General features: G+C 43.0%; 20 protein-coding genes. 15 read left to right on the top strand and 5 right to left on the bottom strand.

Going from position 1 to position 18,436, the window contains the following annotated elements:
- Positions 1-52: 52 nt before the first annotated feature.
- Both ribH and OQ279_RS15815 read right to left on the bottom strand, forming a co-directional pair.
- Positions 53-550 (bottom strand): 6,7-dimethyl-8-ribityllumazine synthase, encoded by a 498-nt coding sequence (ribH, locus tag OQ279_RS15820; RefSeq protein WP_266070996.1) that lies wholly within the window; start codon positions 548-550, stop codon positions 53-55.
- Between the two features lie 11 nt (positions 551-561).
- Positions 562-1,332, bottom strand: coding sequence for a tetratricopeptide repeat protein (locus OQ279_RS15815; protein WP_266070995.1), 771 nt, complete (start codon positions 1,330-1,332; stop codon positions 562-564).
- Positions 1,333-1,470: 138 nt separating this feature from the next.
- Here OQ279_RS15815 and recF point away from each other — a divergent pair, with 138 nt between their 5' ends.
- The 7 genes from recF (at position 1,471) to OQ279_RS15780 (ending at position 4,855) form a co-directional block, all read left to right on the top strand.
- Positions 1,471-2,550, top strand: coding sequence for a DNA replication/repair protein RecF (recF, locus tag OQ279_RS15810; RefSeq protein ID WP_266070993.1), 1,080 nt, complete (start codon positions 1,471-1,473; stop codon positions 2,548-2,550).
- On the top strand, positions 2,547-2,981 hold the full coding sequence (locus OQ279_RS15805) for a lipocalin family protein (RefSeq protein WP_266070991.1): 435 nt from the start codon (positions 2,547-2,549) through the stop codon (positions 2,979-2,981). The genes recF and OQ279_RS15805 overlap by 4 nt, the downstream gene beginning before the upstream one ends.
- The gene (locus OQ279_RS15800; protein WP_266070989.1) at positions 2,965-3,261 is read left to right on the top strand and encodes a DciA family protein; all 297 of its coding nucleotides are present in this window, start codon (positions 2,965-2,967) and stop codon (positions 3,259-3,261) included. Before OQ279_RS15805 ends, OQ279_RS15800 begins: the two co-directional genes overlap by 17 nt.
- Before the next feature lie 267 nt (positions 3,262-3,528).
- Entirely contained in the window at positions 3,529-3,675 is a 147-nt protein-coding gene (locus tag OQ279_RS15795) for a hypothetical protein (RefSeq protein WP_266070987.1), read from the top strand.
- 28 nt (positions 3,676-3,703) lie between these two features.
- Positions 3,704-3,850, top strand: coding sequence for a hypothetical protein (locus OQ279_RS15790; RefSeq protein WP_266070986.1), 147 nt, complete (start codon positions 3,704-3,706; stop codon positions 3,848-3,850).
- Positions 3,851-3,877: 27 nt separating this feature from the next.
- A complete protein-coding gene (locus OQ279_RS15785) occupies positions 3,878-4,180 on the top strand; it encodes a hypothetical protein (RefSeq protein ID WP_266070985.1) in 303 nt (100 codons plus the stop codon).
- A 30-nt stretch (positions 4,181-4,210) separates the two neighbouring features.
- On the top strand, positions 4,211-4,855 hold the full coding sequence (locus OQ279_RS15780; RefSeq protein WP_266070983.1) for a protein-L-isoaspartate(D-aspartate) O-methyltransferase: 645 nt from the start codon (positions 4,211-4,213) through the stop codon (positions 4,853-4,855).
- A gap of 55 nt (positions 4,856-4,910) precedes the next feature.
- On the opposite strand, the gene OQ279_RS15775 is transcribed toward OQ279_RS15780, so the two are convergent.
- Entirely contained in the window at positions 4,911-5,330 is a 420-nt protein-coding gene (locus OQ279_RS15775) for a nucleoside-diphosphate kinase (protein WP_266070981.1), read from the bottom strand.
- A gap of 164 nt (positions 5,331-5,494) precedes the next feature.
- Between OQ279_RS15775 and OQ279_RS15770 the strand changes: the two genes are divergently transcribed.
- The 3 genes from OQ279_RS15770 to OQ279_RS15760 are packed head-to-tail and all read left to right on the top strand — an operon-like array spanning position 5,495 to position 8,205.
- The gene (locus tag OQ279_RS15770; protein WP_266070980.1) at positions 5,495-6,511 is read left to right on the top strand and encodes a DHH family phosphoesterase; all 1,017 of its coding nucleotides are present in this window, start codon (positions 5,495-5,497) and stop codon (positions 6,509-6,511) included.
- A 2-nt stretch (positions 6,512-6,513) separates the two neighbouring features.
- Positions 6,514-7,071 (top strand): gliding motility-associated peptidyl-prolyl isomerase GldI, encoded by a 558-nt coding sequence (gldI, locus tag OQ279_RS15765; RefSeq protein ID WP_370866536.1) that lies wholly within the window; start codon positions 6,514-6,516, stop codon positions 7,069-7,071.
- 15 nt (positions 7,072-7,086) lie between these two features.
- A complete protein-coding gene (locus OQ279_RS15760) occupies positions 7,087-8,205 on the top strand; it encodes a peptidylprolyl isomerase (RefSeq protein WP_266070978.1) in 1,119 nt (372 codons plus the stop codon).
- A gap of 75 nt (positions 8,206-8,280) precedes the next feature.
- On the opposite strand, the gene OQ279_RS15755 is transcribed toward OQ279_RS15760, so the two are convergent.
- Positions 8,281-9,744: an aminoacyl-histidine dipeptidase gene (locus tag OQ279_RS15755; protein WP_266070977.1), complete on the bottom strand. Its 1,464-nt coding sequence runs from the start codon at positions 9,742-9,744 to the stop codon at positions 8,281-8,283.
- Positions 9,745-10,133: 389 nt separating this feature from the next.
- Here OQ279_RS15755 and OQ279_RS15750 point away from each other — a divergent pair, with 389 nt between their 5' ends.
- From OQ279_RS15750 to OQ279_RS15735, 4 genes are all read left to right on the top strand, one after another.
- On the top strand, positions 10,134-10,625 hold the full coding sequence (locus tag OQ279_RS15750; protein ID WP_266070976.1) for an endonuclease domain-containing protein: 492 nt from the start codon (positions 10,134-10,136) through the stop codon (positions 10,623-10,625).
- A gap of 383 nt (positions 10,626-11,008) precedes the next feature.
- A complete protein-coding gene (locus OQ279_RS15745; RefSeq protein WP_266070975.1) occupies positions 11,009-12,079 on the top strand; it encodes a DUF3810 domain-containing protein in 1,071 nt (356 codons plus the stop codon).
- A 65-nt stretch (positions 12,080-12,144) separates the two neighbouring features.
- Positions 12,145-15,102, top strand: a complete 2,958-nt coding sequence (locus OQ279_RS15740; RefSeq protein WP_266070974.1) for an amidohydrolase family protein — start codon at positions 12,145-12,147, stop codon at positions 15,100-15,102.
- 10 nt (positions 15,103-15,112) lie between these two features.
- The gene (locus OQ279_RS15735) at positions 15,113-16,426 is read left to right on the top strand and encodes an amidohydrolase family protein (RefSeq protein ID WP_266070973.1); all 1,314 of its coding nucleotides are present in this window, start codon (positions 15,113-15,115) and stop codon (positions 16,424-16,426) included.
- A 157-nt stretch (positions 16,427-16,583) separates the two neighbouring features.
- On the opposite strand, the gene OQ279_RS15730 is transcribed toward OQ279_RS15735, so the two are convergent.
- Positions 16,584-17,027: a hypothetical protein gene (locus tag OQ279_RS15730; RefSeq protein ID WP_266070972.1), complete on the bottom strand. Its 444-nt coding sequence runs from the start codon at positions 17,025-17,027 to the stop codon at positions 16,584-16,586.
- A 115-nt stretch (positions 17,028-17,142) separates the two neighbouring features.
- Here OQ279_RS15730 and OQ279_RS15725 point away from each other — a divergent pair, with 115 nt between their 5' ends.
- Positions 17,143-17,943: a TrmH family RNA methyltransferase gene (locus tag OQ279_RS15725; protein WP_266070971.1), complete on the top strand. Its 801-nt coding sequence runs from the start codon at positions 17,143-17,145 to the stop codon at positions 17,941-17,943.
- Positions 17,944-18,436: the final 493 nt, after the last annotated feature.

The following is an 18,436-nucleotide window of genomic DNA, read 5'->3' as shown; positions in this document are numbered from 1 at the left end:
TTAGATGAGCAAACTCAATAACACAAAAATAATGCCTTAACAAAAATTGGGGCTAGATCCTGGAATCCTTGCGCAGTTGTGCCATCTTAATAGCTGCTACAGCCGCCTCGGCACCTTTATTCCCATGCTTCCCTCCAGATCTGTCTATAGACTGTTGCTTATTCTGGTCGGTCAAAACACAAAAGATCACGGGGATATCACTTTGCAAATTGAGATCTTTGATGCCCTGCGAGACAGCCTGGCATACAAAATCAAAATGTTTTGTCTCGCCTTCAATCACACTGCCTATAGCAATAACAGCATCTAACATATCGTAAGATTCCTGCATTTTTTTGCAGCCGTATATAAGCTCAAAGCTTCCGGGAACATTCCAGCGTACTATCTTTCGTTCCAACACGTCGTGTTCCAGAAGCACCTCAATGGCGCCCCGGCAAAGATTTTCGGTTATTTCTCCATTCCATTCAGAAACAACAATCCCAAACCTGAATTCCTTCGCGTTTGGGATTTTGTCTTTATCGTATTCTGAAAGATTATTTCCTTCTGTAGCCATACTATGTTTTACTATTGCATTGTCTGTGCCTGCCCAAGATAAACTTTTACCCTATTTGCTTCTACAGATTCCGGATATTCAGTCTCTATTCTGCTAAGGTATTTTTCGGCAGCAGCACCATCTCCTAATTTAATTGCCGTCACTGCAGCTTTCAGTAAAAACTTTGGAGTAGTAAAGTTATTGTCTCTCAACTTGGCAGCCTCTTCATAGTAACCCAAAGCTTCTTCGGGTTGGTCTAGTTGCAGGAATGCATCTCCAATAGCCCCTTTTGCAAGCGGCGCAAGAATTTGATCGTCGCTCTCAAAATCGTCAAGAGCTTCTATCGCTTGCTGGTACTGGTTAGTATTAAGATACGCCATACCTGCATAGTAAAGAGCAAGGTTACCGGCATTTGTAGAACCATAGTTCTCAATAATGTCCTGGAAACCGTACTTACCTTCTCCTCCTGTCAAAGCCAGGTTAAAAAGAGAGTCACTTTGTGCACCCGATGCCTGTAACGCATTGTCAAAATACTGTTGCGCCATAAACATCTCATTGGCAGCCTCTGCTTCTTTAGGCTCCTGAATAAACTCTTCGTAAGCAAGATATCCAAGGATAGCCGCTGCAGCAACGCCAATGATGATAAAAATATACTTTTGATTCCGGGCAACCCATGCCTCGGTTTTACTCGCACCTTCATCAAGGGAATTAAACACTTCTGCAGTTGTTGAATGATCTTCAACAGCAGCCTGTTGCTCCTCTTTGTTACTGGGCTTATATCCTCTTTTCTTGTAAGTAGCCATAAATAAACGTTAATTGAAGCGCAAAAATAGAATATTTCTTTAAAATTAAAAGGGAATTAAATTGTTTATTTATGCTAATTTGCACCGGCTTAAGGCCTCCTTGAGTGTAGCTATTACAGCACTGAATAACAGCTTCTTATGTTTCTCAAAACCCTTTCCTTACTAAATTACAAGAATTTTACCTCGGCCGAATTTGATTTTGACCGCAAAATTAATTGCATAGTTGGAAATAATGGAATTGGTAAGACCAATGTGCTGGATAGCATATATCACCTCTCTTTTGGGAAAAGCTATTTTAATCCCATCACCAGCCAAAACATAAATCACGAAGCCGAATTTTTTGTTGTAGATGGCATTTTTGAGAAGCATGAACGGGAAGAGCAAATTATTGTTAGTGCCAAGCGCGGACAGAAAAAAGTCATTAAGCGCAACAACAAACCCTACGAAAAATTCAGTGAACATATTGGCTTTATCCCTACCGTAATAATTTCTCCGGCAGATCGTGACCTTATTATTGAAGGCAGCGAAACCCGTAGAAAGTTCATTGATGGTGTTATTTCTCAAAGCGACAATAAATATCTCAACAGTCTCATTGACTACGGAAGGATTTTAGCACAGCGCAATTCCCTGCTGAAGTATTTTGCAGCCAATAACAGTTTTGACAGGGACACACTTTCAGTCTATGACATGCAGCTGGAAGATCTTGGGAACATCCTGTTTAAAAAACGGAAAGCTTTTCTCGAAACTTTTATTCCCATTTTTCAGAAGCGTTATACTATAATAAGTAATGGTCGCGAAAAAGTTTCCATTACATATAAGAGTCAGCTGGAAGACGGCGATTTCAAAGATCAACTGGAACAAAACCTGCAGAAGGATATGGCCCTGCAATACACGGGCGTGGGCACACACAAAGACGACCTAATTTTTGAGATTGAAGGGCATCCCATAAAAAAATTCGGTTCACAGGGGCAGCAAAAATCATTTTTGATTGCTCTTAAACTCGCACAATTCGATTTTATTAAAGATCTGGCAAAGGTCTCTCCCATTCTGCTCATGGACGATATTTTCGACAAGCTGGATGAGAATAGGGTGGCACATATCGTAGACCTTGTTGCTACAGATGAGTTGGGCCAGCTTTTTATAAGTGACACCCACGGAGAACGTACAGAAAAAGTGGTTAAAAGTACCGCACAAACTTATAAAATGTTTTACCTGTGAAAAATGCCATTTTTGTATTCCTTTTAGGAATGATCTTGCTTTCATGCAATACCGATTCTTCCCGAGAAAAAGTGGACAACCTCAACGGATATTGGGAAATTAAAAAAGCCGAACTTCCCGAAGGGATCACCAAAGAATTCAAATATTCCGAAATTGTAGATTTTATAGAAGTAGACAGTCTTAAAGGCTTTAGAAAAAAAGTGCGCCCCCAAATTGATGGCAGCTTTATCACCACAAATGATGAAGAAGTACTTGAGGTTAAACTTGAAAATGACAGCATTAATTTGTACTATACTACCCCCTACGCAAACTGGAAAGAAACAGTGATTTCTTCGGAAGAGAATGAGCTGGTGGTCATCAACCCCAGGGGAATTATCTATACCTATAAACGATTTACTCCATATTCAGGAAACTATGGCAAAGAGGATTAACGAACATATAAGCATAAGTGAAGCTCTTAAAGAATTTGTGAGCGACAACAAATTGCAGAAGGGCCTTGACAAGGTACACGTTCGCGAAGTCTGGAACAGCCAGATGGGGCCTGCCATAGAAAAATATACCACTTCTATAAAACTTGACAGGGATACCCTTTACGTACAACTGAGTTCTTCGGTACTGCGCGAAGAATTGAGCTACGGCAAAGAGAAGATCGTAAAAATGCTGAATGAAGAACTGGGAAGGGATCTTATTAAAAAATTAATTCTACGTTAGTTCTCCCGGGTTCAAAGTTTAAAGTTCAAGGTTTAAGGTTTCTGTCACCTCGAGCCTTCGGTTATCGCTCAGGAAGAATTTTCTTTCCAAAAATGTCATTCCCCAGCAACTTTTTTAAAACCCGTTGGCGCGGATTTGCAATCCGTGCCGGTTCCTCTCCTTACGTTACCTCGAGCGGAGTTGAACGCTTTTTGTAATCCAATGTCACCTCGAGCGGAGTCGAGAGGTATTTCTTCTGAAAAAAAACTCCTGAAATACCTTCTAAAAATGTCATTTTTCAACACCTTCTTTAAAACCCGTTGGCGCGGATTTGAAATCCCTGCCGGTTCCTCTCCTTACGTTACCTCGAGCAGAGTTGAACGCTTTTTGAAATCCAAAGTCACCTCGAGCGGAGCCGACAGGCCTTTCTTCTGAAAAAAAACTCCTGAAATACCTTCCAAAAATGGCATACCCCAGCAACTTCTATAAAACCCGTTGGCGCGGATTTGTAATCCGTGCCGGTTCCTCTCCTTACGTTACCTCGAGCGGAGTTGAACGCTTTTTGAAATCCAATGTCACTTCGAGCGGAGTCGAGAGGCCTTTCTTCTGAAAAAGATTCCGAAATCACCTTCCAAAAATGTCATTTCTCGGCACCTTCTTTAAAACACGTTGGCGCGGATTTGTAATTCGTGCCGGTTCCTCTCCTTACGTTACCTCAAGCGGAGTTGAACGCTTTTTGAAATCCAATGTCACCTCGAGCGGAGCCGAGAGGCCTTTCCTCCGAAAAAAACTCCTGAAATACCTTCCAAAAATGTTATTTCCCAGCAAACTCTATAAAACCCGTTGGCGCGGATTTGTAATCCGTGCCGGTTCCTCCCTCAACCCTCCTGGTTCTGAAAAGACTTCAGAAAAACTTTTCAAAAATGGCATTTTTCACTAACTTTTTGGAAATCAATCCAGGAACAGTATTATGACCGGAAAGGAAGAAATGATCGAACAACAATTAAAAAGACGAGGCATTTCTAATTCTGATGTTCTAAGAGCTATGCAGGAAGTGGACCGTTTTCTCTTTGTACCCCAGGACAAACAGCAAAAGGCCTATGAAGACAGGCCGCTCCCCATAGGAAAGAACCAAACTATTAGTCAGCCATACATTGTAGCTTACATGGCAGAACAACTACAGCTGAAGAAAGATAAAAAAATCCTGGAAGTGGGCACCGGTTGCGGGTATAATGCGGCGGTCATTTCACGCCTTGCAAAAGAGGTTTTTAGTGTGGAGATAATTGAATGGCTGGCAAAGCTGGCCAAAGAGAATTTAGCAAAGACAGATTATAATAATATCACCACCAAACACGGTGACGGTTATTCGGGATGGAAAGAGTTTTCACCTTTTGATGCTATAATATTAACCGCGGCACCTCCTTTAATTCCACAGCCGCTTAAAGATCAATTAAAAGTGGGAGGCCGACTTTTGGCGCCTGTTGGCCGCTTGAATCAACAACTGGTAATGCTTTACAAAACCGGGGAGGATGAATTTAAAGAAAAGACCCTGCTCCCGGTGCGTTTTGTCCCTATGACAGGGCGGGCCCACAAAGGTGGCAGCTACGGAGGGTGAAAAATAAAAAAAACCACCTAAAAAGGTGGTTTTTTGATCTTATTTCAGAAGTTACTTAGAACATTTCTCTTCCGGCGAAATGGAAAGCACCTTCAATTTGTGCATTCTCATCGCTATCACTTCCGTGTACGGCATTTTCACCTACAGAAGCAGCATATTTCTTTCTAATGGTACCTTCGGCAGCATCTTCAGGATTTGTAGCCCCAATAAGGGTTCTAAAATCTTCAACAGCATTTTCCTTTTCAAGAATAGCGGCAACGATTGGCCCGCGGCTCATAAATTCAACCAGCTCCCCGTAAAATGGACGTTCACTGTGTACTTCGTAGAATTTTTCGGCATCGCGACGTGTCATTTGAGTAAGTTTCATCGCAACAATTCTGAATCCTGAAGCAGTGATCTGCTCTAAAATAGCGCCAATGTGTCCTTTTTCAACTGCATCGGGCTTAATCATGGTGAAAGTTCTATTTTCTGCCATTACTTAGTTTTTAATTTTGCTGCAAAAATAATCAAATCAGGCCCATATACAAGGTACATAGGTTTTTATTCGATCTTCCGCAGATAAAGGCTGTCAAAAATGACATTTTAGGAACTGCTGTAAGTACTTTTTGAATCTTCAAATATTCAATATCTTCGCTCTCTATGACAAACGAAGATATTTCCAAAATAAAGGAGTTACTTGAAGGCAAAAAGAAGATCGTTATTGTTCCCCATAAAGGGCCTGATGGTGATGCAATGGGTTCTACACTTGCTCTTAAGATTTTGCTTGAGGGACTGGGGCACTACGTAAATCTTATCGCTCCCAATGATTACCCTAATTTCTTAAAGTGGATGCCTTACGAAAAAGAAACGCTGCTTTATGACCGGGATACCGAAAAATGTGAAAAGATTATTGCTGAAGCCGATGTGATCTTCACGCTCGATTTTAACCACCTCTCACGGGCCGGCGACATGTACAAACCGCTACAGGAGGCCACAGCTGCTTTTGTGATGATAGACCATCACCAACAACCCGATGATTATGCCGATGTCACCTATAGCGATGTTACCATGTGCTCAACCTGCCAGATGGTGTACCACTTTATAGAAAATATTGGCCTGGCACAAAAGATCACTCCGCAAATCGCCACCTGCCTGTATACCGGAATAATGACCGACACCGGATCTTTCAGGTATAGATCTACCACCAGCCTCACCCACCGCGTGATAGCCGATCTTATTGAAAAAGGTGCCGACAATACTTCTATCCATGAAAATGTATTTGACACCAGTTCTTACGGGCAACTGCAACTTTTGGGATGCGCACTGCAAAACCTGAGGGTAGTAGAGGGTTTGCGTACGGCATACATCACTTTGTCACAGGAAGAACTGGACAGGCATAACTTTAAAAAAGGAGATACTGAAGGTTTTGTAAATTATGGCCTCTCTTTAGAAGGTATAGTTTTTGCCGCCATTTTTATCGAAAATGAAGCCGAAAAGATCGTGAAGATATCCTTCCGTTCAAAAGGTACTTTTTCGGTCAATGAATTCGCACGGCGCTATTTTGAAGGCGGCGGCCACACTAACGCCGCAGGAGGCAAAAGTGATCTTTCCCTGCAGGAGACCGTCGAAAGATTTATTAGTATCTTGCCTACTTATAAGACAAACCTGGCACTATGAAAATGAAATATGTAATACTGTTTATTGGTCTGCTACTTTTTTCGTGCAAGTCGCCTGAAGCCAGAAGACCGGTGACGCAGGAGTCGGGTTCATATATTAATGAAGCTGTAGAGCGCAACCGGAAAATTGTAGCCGAAGAAGAAGCCCGGATCCAAAAGATCATTGAAACCGATACTACACGGGAGTACATTTCTTCGGCTAACGGATTTTGGTACTATTACAATAAAAAAGATACCACCGCTGCCAAAACTCCAAAATTTGGGGATGTTGTAGAATTCGACTACAACTTAAAAACTCTTGGTGGCCGTGATATTTATACCGATGAGGAGATCGCTCCCCGCACCTATGCCATAGACCAGGAAGAACTCTTCAGCGGACTGAGACAGGGGCTCAAGCTTATGAAAGAAGGAGAAACAGTTACTTTTTTATTTCCTTCTCACAAAGCTTTCGGGTATTACGGAGATAAAAAACGTATAGGAGCAGATGTGCCGTTGATTTCTACGGTTACCCTCATAGATATTTCAGAAGCACCTGAAGCTAATCAGGAAAATAACAACTAAACAATTAATTTAAACATGAAGAAAATCAATTTTTTGCTTTTATGCAGTGTGCTATTTGCTTTTACTGCCTGTAATGACGAATATCCAGATCTTGAAGAGGGAATGTACGCTCAATTCAAGACCAACCAGGGAGACTTTATCGCTGAACTTTATTTTGAAGAAACACCAATGACGGTTGCGAGTTTTGTGTCTCTTGCCGAAGGCACCACTACCATGGCCGAAGAGCAGTACCAAAAAAAGCCATTTTACGACGGACTCGTTTTTCACCGTGTGATTGGAGATTTCATGATCCAGGGAGGTGACCCTCAGGGAACCGGTAGCGGCGGCCCGGGCTACAAATTCCCAAATGAGATCGTTGACACACTTACCCATGATTCGGCAGGGATTCTTTCTATGGCAAACTCCGGACCTAACACCAACGGGAGCCAGTTTTTTATCACTTTAAAAGAAACTCCGTGGCTTAACGGCATGCACACCGTATTTGGTGAGGTTGTAAAAGGTATGGATGTGGTAGAGGCAATTGGAAACGTAGAAACAGGCGCACATGATCGTCCTCTTGAAGATGTGGTAATGCAGGAAGTAAAGATCATTCGCAAAGGCCAGGCAGCCAAAAATTTTAAAGCTGCTGAAGTTCTTACTCAGGAGTTAGCCGATTTTAAGGCTGAAGCTGAAGAAAAGGAACGCAAAATGAACGAGCAGCGTTCTGCTAACGCTCAGCGTTACGAGGAATTGAAAGCCGGTGCTAAAGAACTTGAAAGCGGTCTCCAGATTGCATTTTTGGAAGAAGGTGAAGGCCCAAAGCCACAACAGGGAGATACCGTAAGGGTAAACTACAAAGGCTATTTGAGCTCTGGTGATCTTTTTGATACCAACATTGCCGAAGTAGCCGAAGAAGCAGGTGTGCTTAATGAAAGAAGACAGCAAATGGGAGGATATGCCCCTATGCCAATGCTATACAGTAAAGATGCACCTATGATCCCCGGATTTAAAGAAGGCGTGCAGCAAATGCAGGTAGGAGATAAAGCAGTACTGTTTGTTCCTTCTCATTTAGGATACGGAGAAAATGGTGCACCTCCAGTAATTCCACCATCTGCCGATCTTATTTTTGAAGTTGAGATGGTAGATATCCAGTAGAAGAAAAATCCTCACAAAAAAAGCTTCCAAAAATGACATTTTTGGAAGCTTTTTTATTTAAATGATCCTAAAGAATTACTTCTTCTCCGGAATGTTCTTCAATACTTCAAGTACAAAGCTCCAGTATTTTTGAGCTGAAGATATACTTGCCCTCTCATCGGGTGAGTGTGCGCCGCGAATAGTTGGTCCAAAAGAGATCATATCCATTTCGGGGTAGTTCTTTCCTAAGATTCCGCATTCCAGGCCGGCATGGCAGGCAGCAATATCGGGTTCATCGGTATTCATTTTTCGGTAGAGTTCATCGAGCACCTTTAAAATGGGAGAATCCATATTAGGAGCCCATCCGGGATATGCACCCGAGAGCTCCACTTCAAAACCAGCAAGTTCAAATCCGGCGCGAAGGCTGTTAGCGAGATCGGTCTTTGAAGAATCTACCGAAGAGCGCGTCAAACAAAGCACTTCAATTTTGCCATTTTTGACAGTTACGCGCGCCACATTGTTAGAAGTTTCCACAAGGCCCTCAATATCGGGGCTCATCCTGTACACGCCGTTATGAGCAGCGTAAATAGATTTCAGAAATAACTCCTGGGCTCCCAGTTCCATCACTTTTTGAGGGGCTTCAGTTTCTGAAACCTCAATAAGAAGCTTTGGCTCCAGGGTTTTATATTCCTGCTTAATCTGCTGAATGGCTTTCCCAATTTCAGCTGTAAAATCTTCCTTCTGAATTTTCTCAACCACTACTACAGCTTCACTTTCCCGCGGAATAGCATTACGGAGGCCGCCGCCATTTATTTCAGAAATTCTCATTCCGAAGTTTTCATACCCGCCGAAGAGAATGCGGTTCATGAGCTTATTTGCGTTTCCAAGACCTTTGATGATATCCATTCCTGAATGTCCTCCCTGCAGGCCTTTCACCTGCACCCTGTAGGCAATAGAGTCTTCGGGCACAGGTTCTTCTGTATAAGTTCCGGAAGCAGTAATATCTACGCCACCGGCACATCCAATTCCTATCTCATTATCTTCTTCGGTGTCGAGGTTAAGCAAGATATCCCCTTTAAGCAGTCCGGGTTTTAAGCCCATGGCTCCTGTCATTCCGGTTTCTTCATCTATGGTAAAGAGTGCTTCTAAAGCCGGGTGTTCAATTTCCTTACTTTCCAAAATGGCCATCATGGTGGCTACACCAAGTCCGTTATCGGCTCCCAGGGTAGTCCCATTTGCCCGCACCCAGTCACCATCAACATACATCTCAATCCCCTGATTTTCAAAATCGAAATTGGAATCGCTGTTTTTTTGATGCACCATATCAAGGTGAGACTGCAGCACTACCGCCTTTTTGTTTTCCATGCCCGGGGTTGCAGGTTTACGTATAATGACATTTCCCACCTCATCAACTTCGGTTTCCAGCCCCAGGTCATTCCCAAAGTTCTTTATAAACTCGATTACCCTTTCCTCCTTTTTTGAAGGTCTGGGAACCGCATTGAGATCGGCAAATTTATTCCAGAGTGGCTTAGGTTCTAAAGCCCTTATTTCTTCGTTCATGATGTTCTAAGTTTGAATTCTCACAAATATAAGAAATCGTAGAGCATTAGAGTTAAACAACCCACCCCGCCTTACAGGATCCCTCCGGAGGAGGGGACACTTTGATAGATAAACAAAAAATCATTTGTGAATTAGTGGCTACAAATATCCGAGTACTGAACAAGCAATTACCACCCCCCCTTTCAGGCACCCCTCCGGCGGAGGGGACACTCAGAAGAAAAAATTCAAAAAAAGAGGTGTTATTTGAGAAAAATTGTGATCGTGAAGGCTATTTCTGAAGGAGGGGACTCTAAAGAAGGATTGGATTACCTATCCATTCGGTATGATAAAATATCCAAGGCACAGTTTGTTACTATATAACTGTCCTGAATTTTAATTAACTTATAATCATGAGCAATAATGAAAAAGAAAATTCTCAAAATGGATCCCCTCCCTCGGAGGGGTGTCCGCAGGACGGGGTGGGAAAGAATGCTCCTGTTCTTACAACTATAGATGCTATTCCCATATACCGCAAACCTTCTCCTTACTTACCCGCAGAAAAAAATCTAAGGAATAGAGCAAGAGCTTTACGAAAAATGGGGAATCTTCCGGAAATCGTTTTTTGGCAACAGGTTCATAAAGGAAAATTTTACAATATTGATTTTGACAGGCAACGTGTCATTGGACATTACATTGTAGATTTTTACGTTAAGGGATTAATGCTGGTCGTCGAAATAGATGGTTCCAGCCATAACGAAAAGCAAGAATATGATGATCGGCGGGAAAATTATCTCCGAAATTTGGGTTTACTGGTCTGGAAAGTGAGTGCTACTGAGGTAATGATGGATGTTGAACGGGTTATGGAAAATCTAATGCAGTATATAATTGATAAGTATTCATAGATTGATAGTCTACTCCCACCCCGACCTTCGGCCACCCCTCCGGAGGAAGGGACACTTTGAAAGAGAAATTCAGTAATAAAAGTATTATTTCTGATAAAAATTGAGATTCTGAAGACCATCACCCCCGGCCTAGGGTTACGCTCAGGAGAAAGAGATCGTCTGGAGATAATAAAAATCATTTGTGAATTCGTGGCCAAAAATATCCGAGTATTGAACAACGAATTACCACCCCGCCTTACAGGCACCCCTCCGGAGGAGGGGACAATCAGAAGAAAATTGTTCTACTCAGGTTTTCCCGGTTTCATCCAAAATACCGATAATTTTATTAAAGTCTTGGCTGCTGTCTCTTGCAGGTTGATCCTTAAAAATCCTATTTTTGAAAGGTGAAGAAAAAAGTTGCTTTAATTCTAACCCTGTTCTTACCTGTTCAGATCATCCTGATTAAGGTACTGTCTAACTACCCTCTATTTGTGGAAAAGTGGTACAGCAATGGCATTTATCCCATTACTTCGGCGTTACTGAGAAAAACCCTCGGATTCTTTCCGTTTTCTCTGGGGGATCTTTTGTACGCTTTACTGGTGATTATGCTTATTCGCTGGATAGTATTGAGAATAAAACAAAGATTCAAAGATCCCCGGCGATGGATATTAAATGCTCTTGCCGTATTATCTCTTATCTATTTTTGCTTTAACCTCTTTTGGGGTTTTAATTATTACCGGTTGCCGCTTCATGCCGCCCTGGAAATTGAAAATGATTACACTACAGAAGAACTGGTAGAATTAACGCAAGATCTTATTGCCACCTCCAACGAACTTCATCTTTCTATTACCGGCGATGATTCGGTAAAGGTGGAAATTCCTTATTCAAAATATGAACTCCTAGAATTATCGGTAGAAGGATATAAGAATATTGAAGAGGATTTTCCGGAACTTGATTATCACGTGCCCAGCCTAAAGCGCTCTCTCTACAGCGTTCCCCTTACCTATATGGGTTTTAATGGTTACTTAAATCCGCTAACCAACGAAGGGCAGGTAAACACGCAAATTGTGGCTTACAAGATTCCTACTACCGCGAGCCATGAAATTGGTCATCAGTTGGGTTTTGCTAAAGAAAATGAGGCCAATTTTCTCGCCTGTCTTACCACGATGAACCATCCTGATCCATATTTCAACTATTCGGGCTACACCTTTGCCTTAAGCTATTGCCTTAGCGAACTTTATCGCCGGGATCCTGAGTTAGCCGAAAAGTTTGCCTCAGAACTTAACTTTGGGGTAAAGGAAAACTACCGGGAGGTGCGGGAATTTTGGGAAAGCCACAAAAATCCTTTCGAACCAATTTTTATGTTTACCTACAATTCCTTCCTGGTGGCCAATAATCAGCCACAGGGAATGATGAGCTACAGTTACGTGGTGGCGCTGCTGGTAAATTATCACAAAAGCAGAGGAAAATTATAACAAGTTAATCATTCTCATTTTTTTGCTAACTTACCTGCTCAAAATTCCAATCCTATAACAATTTTATGAGAATTAAACTTTTATTCTGCCTGCTGTTTAGTGCCGTAACCGGACTGCAGGCGCAGGAGTATTTTCCTAAGAATGATGCCGTTAAGGCTCAGGAAAATACCAACTTCACAGTTCTTTCGAACGCCAACATTTATGTAGATCCTTCCACCGTTATTCAAAACGGGATGCTGGCCATGCGCAATGGAAAGGTCACCGCCGTTGGAAAAAACATTAAAATTCCCGCAAATGCTGTAGTCATTGACCTTAAAGGAAAAACAATTTACCCTTCCTTTATTGATCTTTACTCGAGTTTTGGGATTGAAAAACCGAAAAGCGAAGGCGGCAGCCCCTACAGCGGGAATCCGCAGTACGATGCCGGGCGCGAAGGTTATTACTGGAATGACCATATAAGGCCCGAAACTTCGGCTTTGGAAAACTTCTCCTATAATAAAGAGGAAGCCGAAAAGCTGAGAAAGCTTGGTTTTGGCGTAGTTAATACTCACATGCCCGACGGAATTGTGCGTGGTACCGGAATGCTTATCGCCTTAAATTCCGAAGGAACTGAAGGAGACAGAATACTTGATAAAGAGTCTGCACAATATCTTTCCTTTGAAAAAAGTGCAAAATCAAAACAGGTCTACCCTTCTTCTAAAATGGGTGCCATGGCTTTGCTTAGACAAACTTATCTTGACGCCGACTGGTACGCGAAGGGTAATGCCCACAATAAAGATCTTGCTCTTGAAGCTTTTAATGAGAACAAAAACCTCCTTCAAATCTTCAAAACCGACAATTTACTGGATGAACTTCGTGCCGATAAAGTGGGTGACGAAATGGGTGTGCAGTATGTGATTGTGGGCAGCGGAAATGAATTTGAGCGACTTGATGCCATAAATGCCACCAATGCCACCTTTATTGTACCCGTTAATTACCCCGAGCCGTTTGATATGGAAGACCCGTACATGGCCAACTACGCCACTTTGGGAGACATGAAAGAATGGAACCAGGCACCGGCAAACCTCAAAATGCTTAGCGAGAAGAAAGTTCCCTACACCATCACATCTCATGATGCCGAAAAGAATTTCAGGGAGAATTTACTTAAAGCAGTGGCTTATGGACTTGATAAAAAAGATGCCCTTGCTGCCTTAACAACCGTGCCTGCAAAACTTATAGGCCATGAAAATAAACTTGGAACCTTAAAAGAAGGTGCCTGGGCGAATTTTATCATTACCTCTGGCGACTATTTTGACAAGGAAACCACTATATACGAGAATTGGGTTCAGGGCAAACGAACTGTATTTGAAGACATTGACCTGGTGAACCTCAACGGTACTTATGATGTCAAGGTCGGCAGCGATACCTACACGGTAAAGATCAGCGGTGAGCCTTCAAAACCCAAGGCTGAAGTTAGCACCAATAATAGCAAGATAGGTTCAAAGATCAACTACAGCAACAACTGGGTTAACCTGCTGCTATCTTCTCCCGATACTACAAAAACTGAATACACCAGGCTTAGCGCCAGAATCTCTAATAACGCAAAAACCTTCAGCGGAAAAGCCATTTTAGGAGATGGTACAGCAACCAGTTTTACTGCTACCCGCACTGAAGATGCTTCAGAAAAGAAAGATGAAAAATCTGAAGAACACCCCGAAGTACTTCCTGTAACCTTTCCGAATATGGCTTATGGATTTCAGGAGCTTCCGAAGCAACAGGATGTACTCTTCAAAAATGCTACGGTTTGGACCAATGAAGCTGAAGGCATCATGGAAAACAGCGACGTACTGGTAAAGAATGGGAAGATTGCTGCAGTTGGCAGAAACCTTAGCGCCCGTGGTGCTACAGTAATAGATGCTACAGGAAAGCACCTTACTACCGGGATTATAGATGAGCACTCTCACCTGGCGGCATCGGCCGTGAATGAGGCGGGACACAACTCATCGGCCGAGGTGCAGATGGAAGATGTAGTAGATCCCGATGATATTGGAATTTACAGGAACCTGGCCGGGGGAGTAACTACAATGCAGCTACTTCATGGATCGGCTAACCCAATTGGAGGACAGTCGGCCATCCTAAAGATGAAATGGGGAGCTACTCCACAGGAAATGGTTCTTGACAATTCACCAAAGTTCATCAAGTTTGCTTTGGGAGAGAACGTAAAACAGGCAAACTGGGACAGCAATTCCCGCTTCCCACAAACCCGTATGGGGGTGGAACAGGTATTTGTAGATTATTTTACCCGTGCCCGCGAATATGAGCAGCTAAAAAAGAGCGGCAAACCCTATCGCAAGGACATTGAAATGGAAACCATCCTGGAAATCATTAACGGCGAACGCTTTGTGACTGCACATTCTTACGTTCAAAGTGAGATCAATATGTTGATGAAGGTAGCCGAGCAATTCGGTTTTAATATAAATACGTTTACACATATTTTGGAAGGTTACAAATTAGCCGATAAAATGGCCGAACATGGCGTGGGAGGTTCTACTTTCTCTGACTGGTGGGCGTATAAATATGAAGTAAAAGATGCCATCCCGCAAAATGCTGCCATTATGCATAATGCCGGTGTAACAGTCGCCATTAACAGTGATGATGCCGAAATGAGCCGCAGACTGAACCAGGAGGCGGCAAAAAGTGTGAAATACGGGGACATTTCTGAAGAGGAAGCCTGGAAATTTGTTACCCTTAACCCGGCAAAACTGCTGCACATTGATGACCGTGTGGGAAGCATAAAAGAAGGAAAAGATGCCGATTTAGTGCTATGGAATGCCCATCCGCTTTCTGTTTACGCCAAGCCTGAAAAGACAATAATTGAAGGCGTAGTGTATTTTGATCTGGAAAGAGATCAACAACTTAGAAAGGAAGTGGAAAAGCAGAAAAACCTGCTCACCTCCCAAATGCTAAAGGCCAAAAACAATGGTCTTAAGACGCAGCCGGTAAAAAACTCCAGCAAAGAAGAAATGCACTGTGACACCCTCTAAAATTTGAAGTATGAAAAATTTGAAAAAATATATTCTGCCGGTCCTGCTCCTTTTTGCAGGTTCGGTCATAGCACAACAAACTCCGGCGCCACAACAGGACCGGGCAATAAGCATTGTAGGTGCCACTGCCCACGTTGGGAATGGAGAAGTTATTGAGAACAGCGTGATCATCTTTGAGAACGGGAAACTAACTACGGTGACCGATGCGGCTTCCACCAATCGTCAATATCCCGGTACCGTGATCGATGCCAAGGGCAAACACGTTTATCCCGGGTTTATCGCCCCTAACTCCTCCCTGGGGTTGGTAGAAATTGATGCGGTGGTACAGAGTGATGACGAAGATGAACTTGGGGAACTTTTACCTCACGTTCGCAGTCTCATCGCTTATAATGCCGAAAGCCAGGTGGTGGAAAGTATGCGCCCCAATGGAGTGCTCGTAGGGCAAATCGCTCCACGGGGCGGAAGGATCTCCGGCACCTCGTCTATTGTACAGTTTGATGCCTGGAACTGGGAAGATGCCGTATTAAAAGAAGATGATGGTTTGCACATTAACTGGCCCAACAGCGTTCGCAGAGGCCGTTGGTGGATGGGTGAAGATCCCGGTATAAAACCGAATGATGATTACTCAAAAGACCTTCAGGAGTTGAGCTCATTTTTTAAAAATGCCAAAGCCTACCTCGCAGGACCCCAGGAAAAAGCGAATCTGCCTTTCCAGGCCATGAAAACTGTATTTAACGGAAAAAAGAAAATTTACATCCACGCCGATTCAGAAAAAGAGATTATCGACGTCCTGGCTTTTAAAGAAGAACATCAACTGGAAAACGTAGTGCTTGTGGGCGCTTACGATGCTTTTAAAGTAGCCAATCAAATCAAGGCAGCCAATGTTCCGGTACTTGTAGGCCGTGTGCACGAAACCCCGCAAATGGAAGATCAGGATTATGACCTACCCTACAAACTCGCCTACCTGCTTAATCGGGAAGGAATTCTTGTGGGGCTGGAAACCAGCGGTGACATGGAAAGAATGAACAGCCGAAATTTGCCATTTTACGCAGGTACAGTTACCGGTTACGGCCTCAGTAAAACCGACGCTCTTAAAATGATCACTTCAAACACTGCAAAGATCCTGGGGGTTGACGACAGCCTTGGAACACTGGAGGCCGGTAAAGATGCCACTCTTTTTATTAGTGAAGGAGACGCGCTGGATATGCGTACCAATAAAGTTGCCCGGGCGTTTATACAGGGGCGTGAAATAAGTTTGGAAAGCCACCAGACAGAGCTGGCAAAAAGATATACTGAAAAATACGGCCAGCAGGAGAAAAAATAATCTCCAAAAATGCCATTTTTGACAGGAGGCTGATTGAAAAACTAATCCCGTTTAACCTGAAGGTTTTCAGGTTCTAACTACTTCTGAAAATTTAGGATCAGTAGATTCTAAAATTTCCGAAGAAAAGATTAGTACTATTTCAATCAGCCTCTTTTTTTTATACTTTGAAATCTTCCGAATTTAGTACCACCTGCGTAGAAGGCAGTACAGGTTTACTGTCATCTTCGGCAGTAATAAATATCCTTATAGGTTCATAAGGTGTATTGGTGGTCAATTTCCCGTTGTTCTTGCGATTGATATCCAGCCGACCCAGGTTAATGGTGCCGTGTTCCCTGGTCACCATCCACACCACATAATGCGCCCGCGAAGGCGTAAGCCTGTTGGGGCTTGCAAGGTTACTCACCTCAAGCTCTACTTCATAATTCTGGTTGTTATCTTTATCGACCTTTACAACGGCTTCAGCAGCGGGTACTACATTAGAAACCGGGAAAGTGATCTTTTTACTGCAGGCAGTAATCAAAATAGCGGCAAAAATAAAGCTGAGCACCTTAAAAGCATCAGGCATTGAAAGTGGCTTATTTTTCTTGTTTTTCTTTTCCATAAAAGTGGTTTTTCGTTTTCCCGTTAAAATACCGCTTTTTTTCCAATCCTGAAAATCCTACCATGCCCTACGCCACTATTACTGCACCAAACCCGAAGTTTTCTATCTTTGCAGCATGCAAAAATTCATAAGTAGTTTTCAGAATCAGGCGGTAAAGAGGATATTACAGTTACAGGAAAAATCGCGCGCCCGCAAAAAAGAACACGTCTTTGTAGTAGAAGGCATCCGGGAGATAAATTTAGCTATAAAAGGAGGCTACCAGGTCACCGAACTGTATTATACCTCTGATCTCTTTCCTGCTGAAAAAGCCGAAAATCTGCTTTCATTAATTTCCAATCCTGTTGATGTGACCGAACTTTCTTCGGAAGTATATCAAAAGATCGCATACCGCGGAAGTACCGAAGGGGTACTGGCAATTGTGGGTTCCCGGGAGCTTTCCCTGCAAAACCTGACCTTCAAAACAAAGAATCCGCTGATTCTCGTCGCCGAAGCCCCCGAAAAACCCGGAAATATAGGAGCATTATTGCGCACCGCCGATGCTGCAGCTGTAGATGCCGTACTTATTGCCAATCCGCGGACAGATATGTTCAATCCAAACATCATTCGCAGTAGTGTAGGCTGCATCTTCACAAATAAGATCGCCACCGGCAGTACTTCAGAAATTATTGCTTTTTTAAAGGAGCGAAAAATTGCCATTTTTGGAGCCGCACTACAGGCCTCTGTTCCTTATCACAGTGTTGACTTCACCGGCGGTAGTGCCATTGTGGTAGGTACTGAAGCCACAGGGCTAAGTTGCGAGTGGCTGGAAAATACTACCCAAAACATTATCATCCCCATGGAAGGAGCAATAGACTCCATGAACGTATCGGTTGCTGCGGGAATCTTGATCTTTGAAGCAAAAAGGCAGCGGCGTTAATTGGATTTCGGATACTCTTTTTAATGTTGCGGGTTTCGGGTTTGCTTTAATTGCCCATCCCGCCTTGCAGGTACCCCTCAGGAGGAAGGGACACTTTGAAAGAGAAACAAAAAAACATTTGTGAATTCGTGGCCAAAAATATCCGACAATAAAGAGTAAAAAGATCTTAACCTCCCAACCTTACAATTCCGAACCTAAACCCACTCCGCCTTGCAGGCACCACTCCGGCGGAGGGAACACTTTGAAAGAGAAACAAAAAAACATTTGTGAATTCGTGGCCAAAAATATCCGACAATAAAGAGTAAAAAGATCAAAACCTCCCAAACTTACAATTCCGAACCAAAACCCACCCCGCCTTGCAGGCACCCCTCCGGAGGAAGGGACACTTTGAAAGAGAAACAAAAAAACATTTGTGTATTCGTGGCCAAAAATATCCGACAATAAAGAGTAAAAAGATCTTAACCTCCCAACCTTACAATTCCGAACCTAAACC

The sequence above is a fragment of the Salinimicrobium profundisediminis genome (genome assembly GCF_026241755.1).
GTDB classification, from domain to species: domain Bacteria; phylum Bacteroidota; class Bacteroidia; order Flavobacteriales; family Flavobacteriaceae; genus Salinimicrobium; species Salinimicrobium profundisediminis.
Note: the sequence above shows the minus strand (reverse complement) of the source record. Positions and strands in the feature narration are given on the sequence as shown.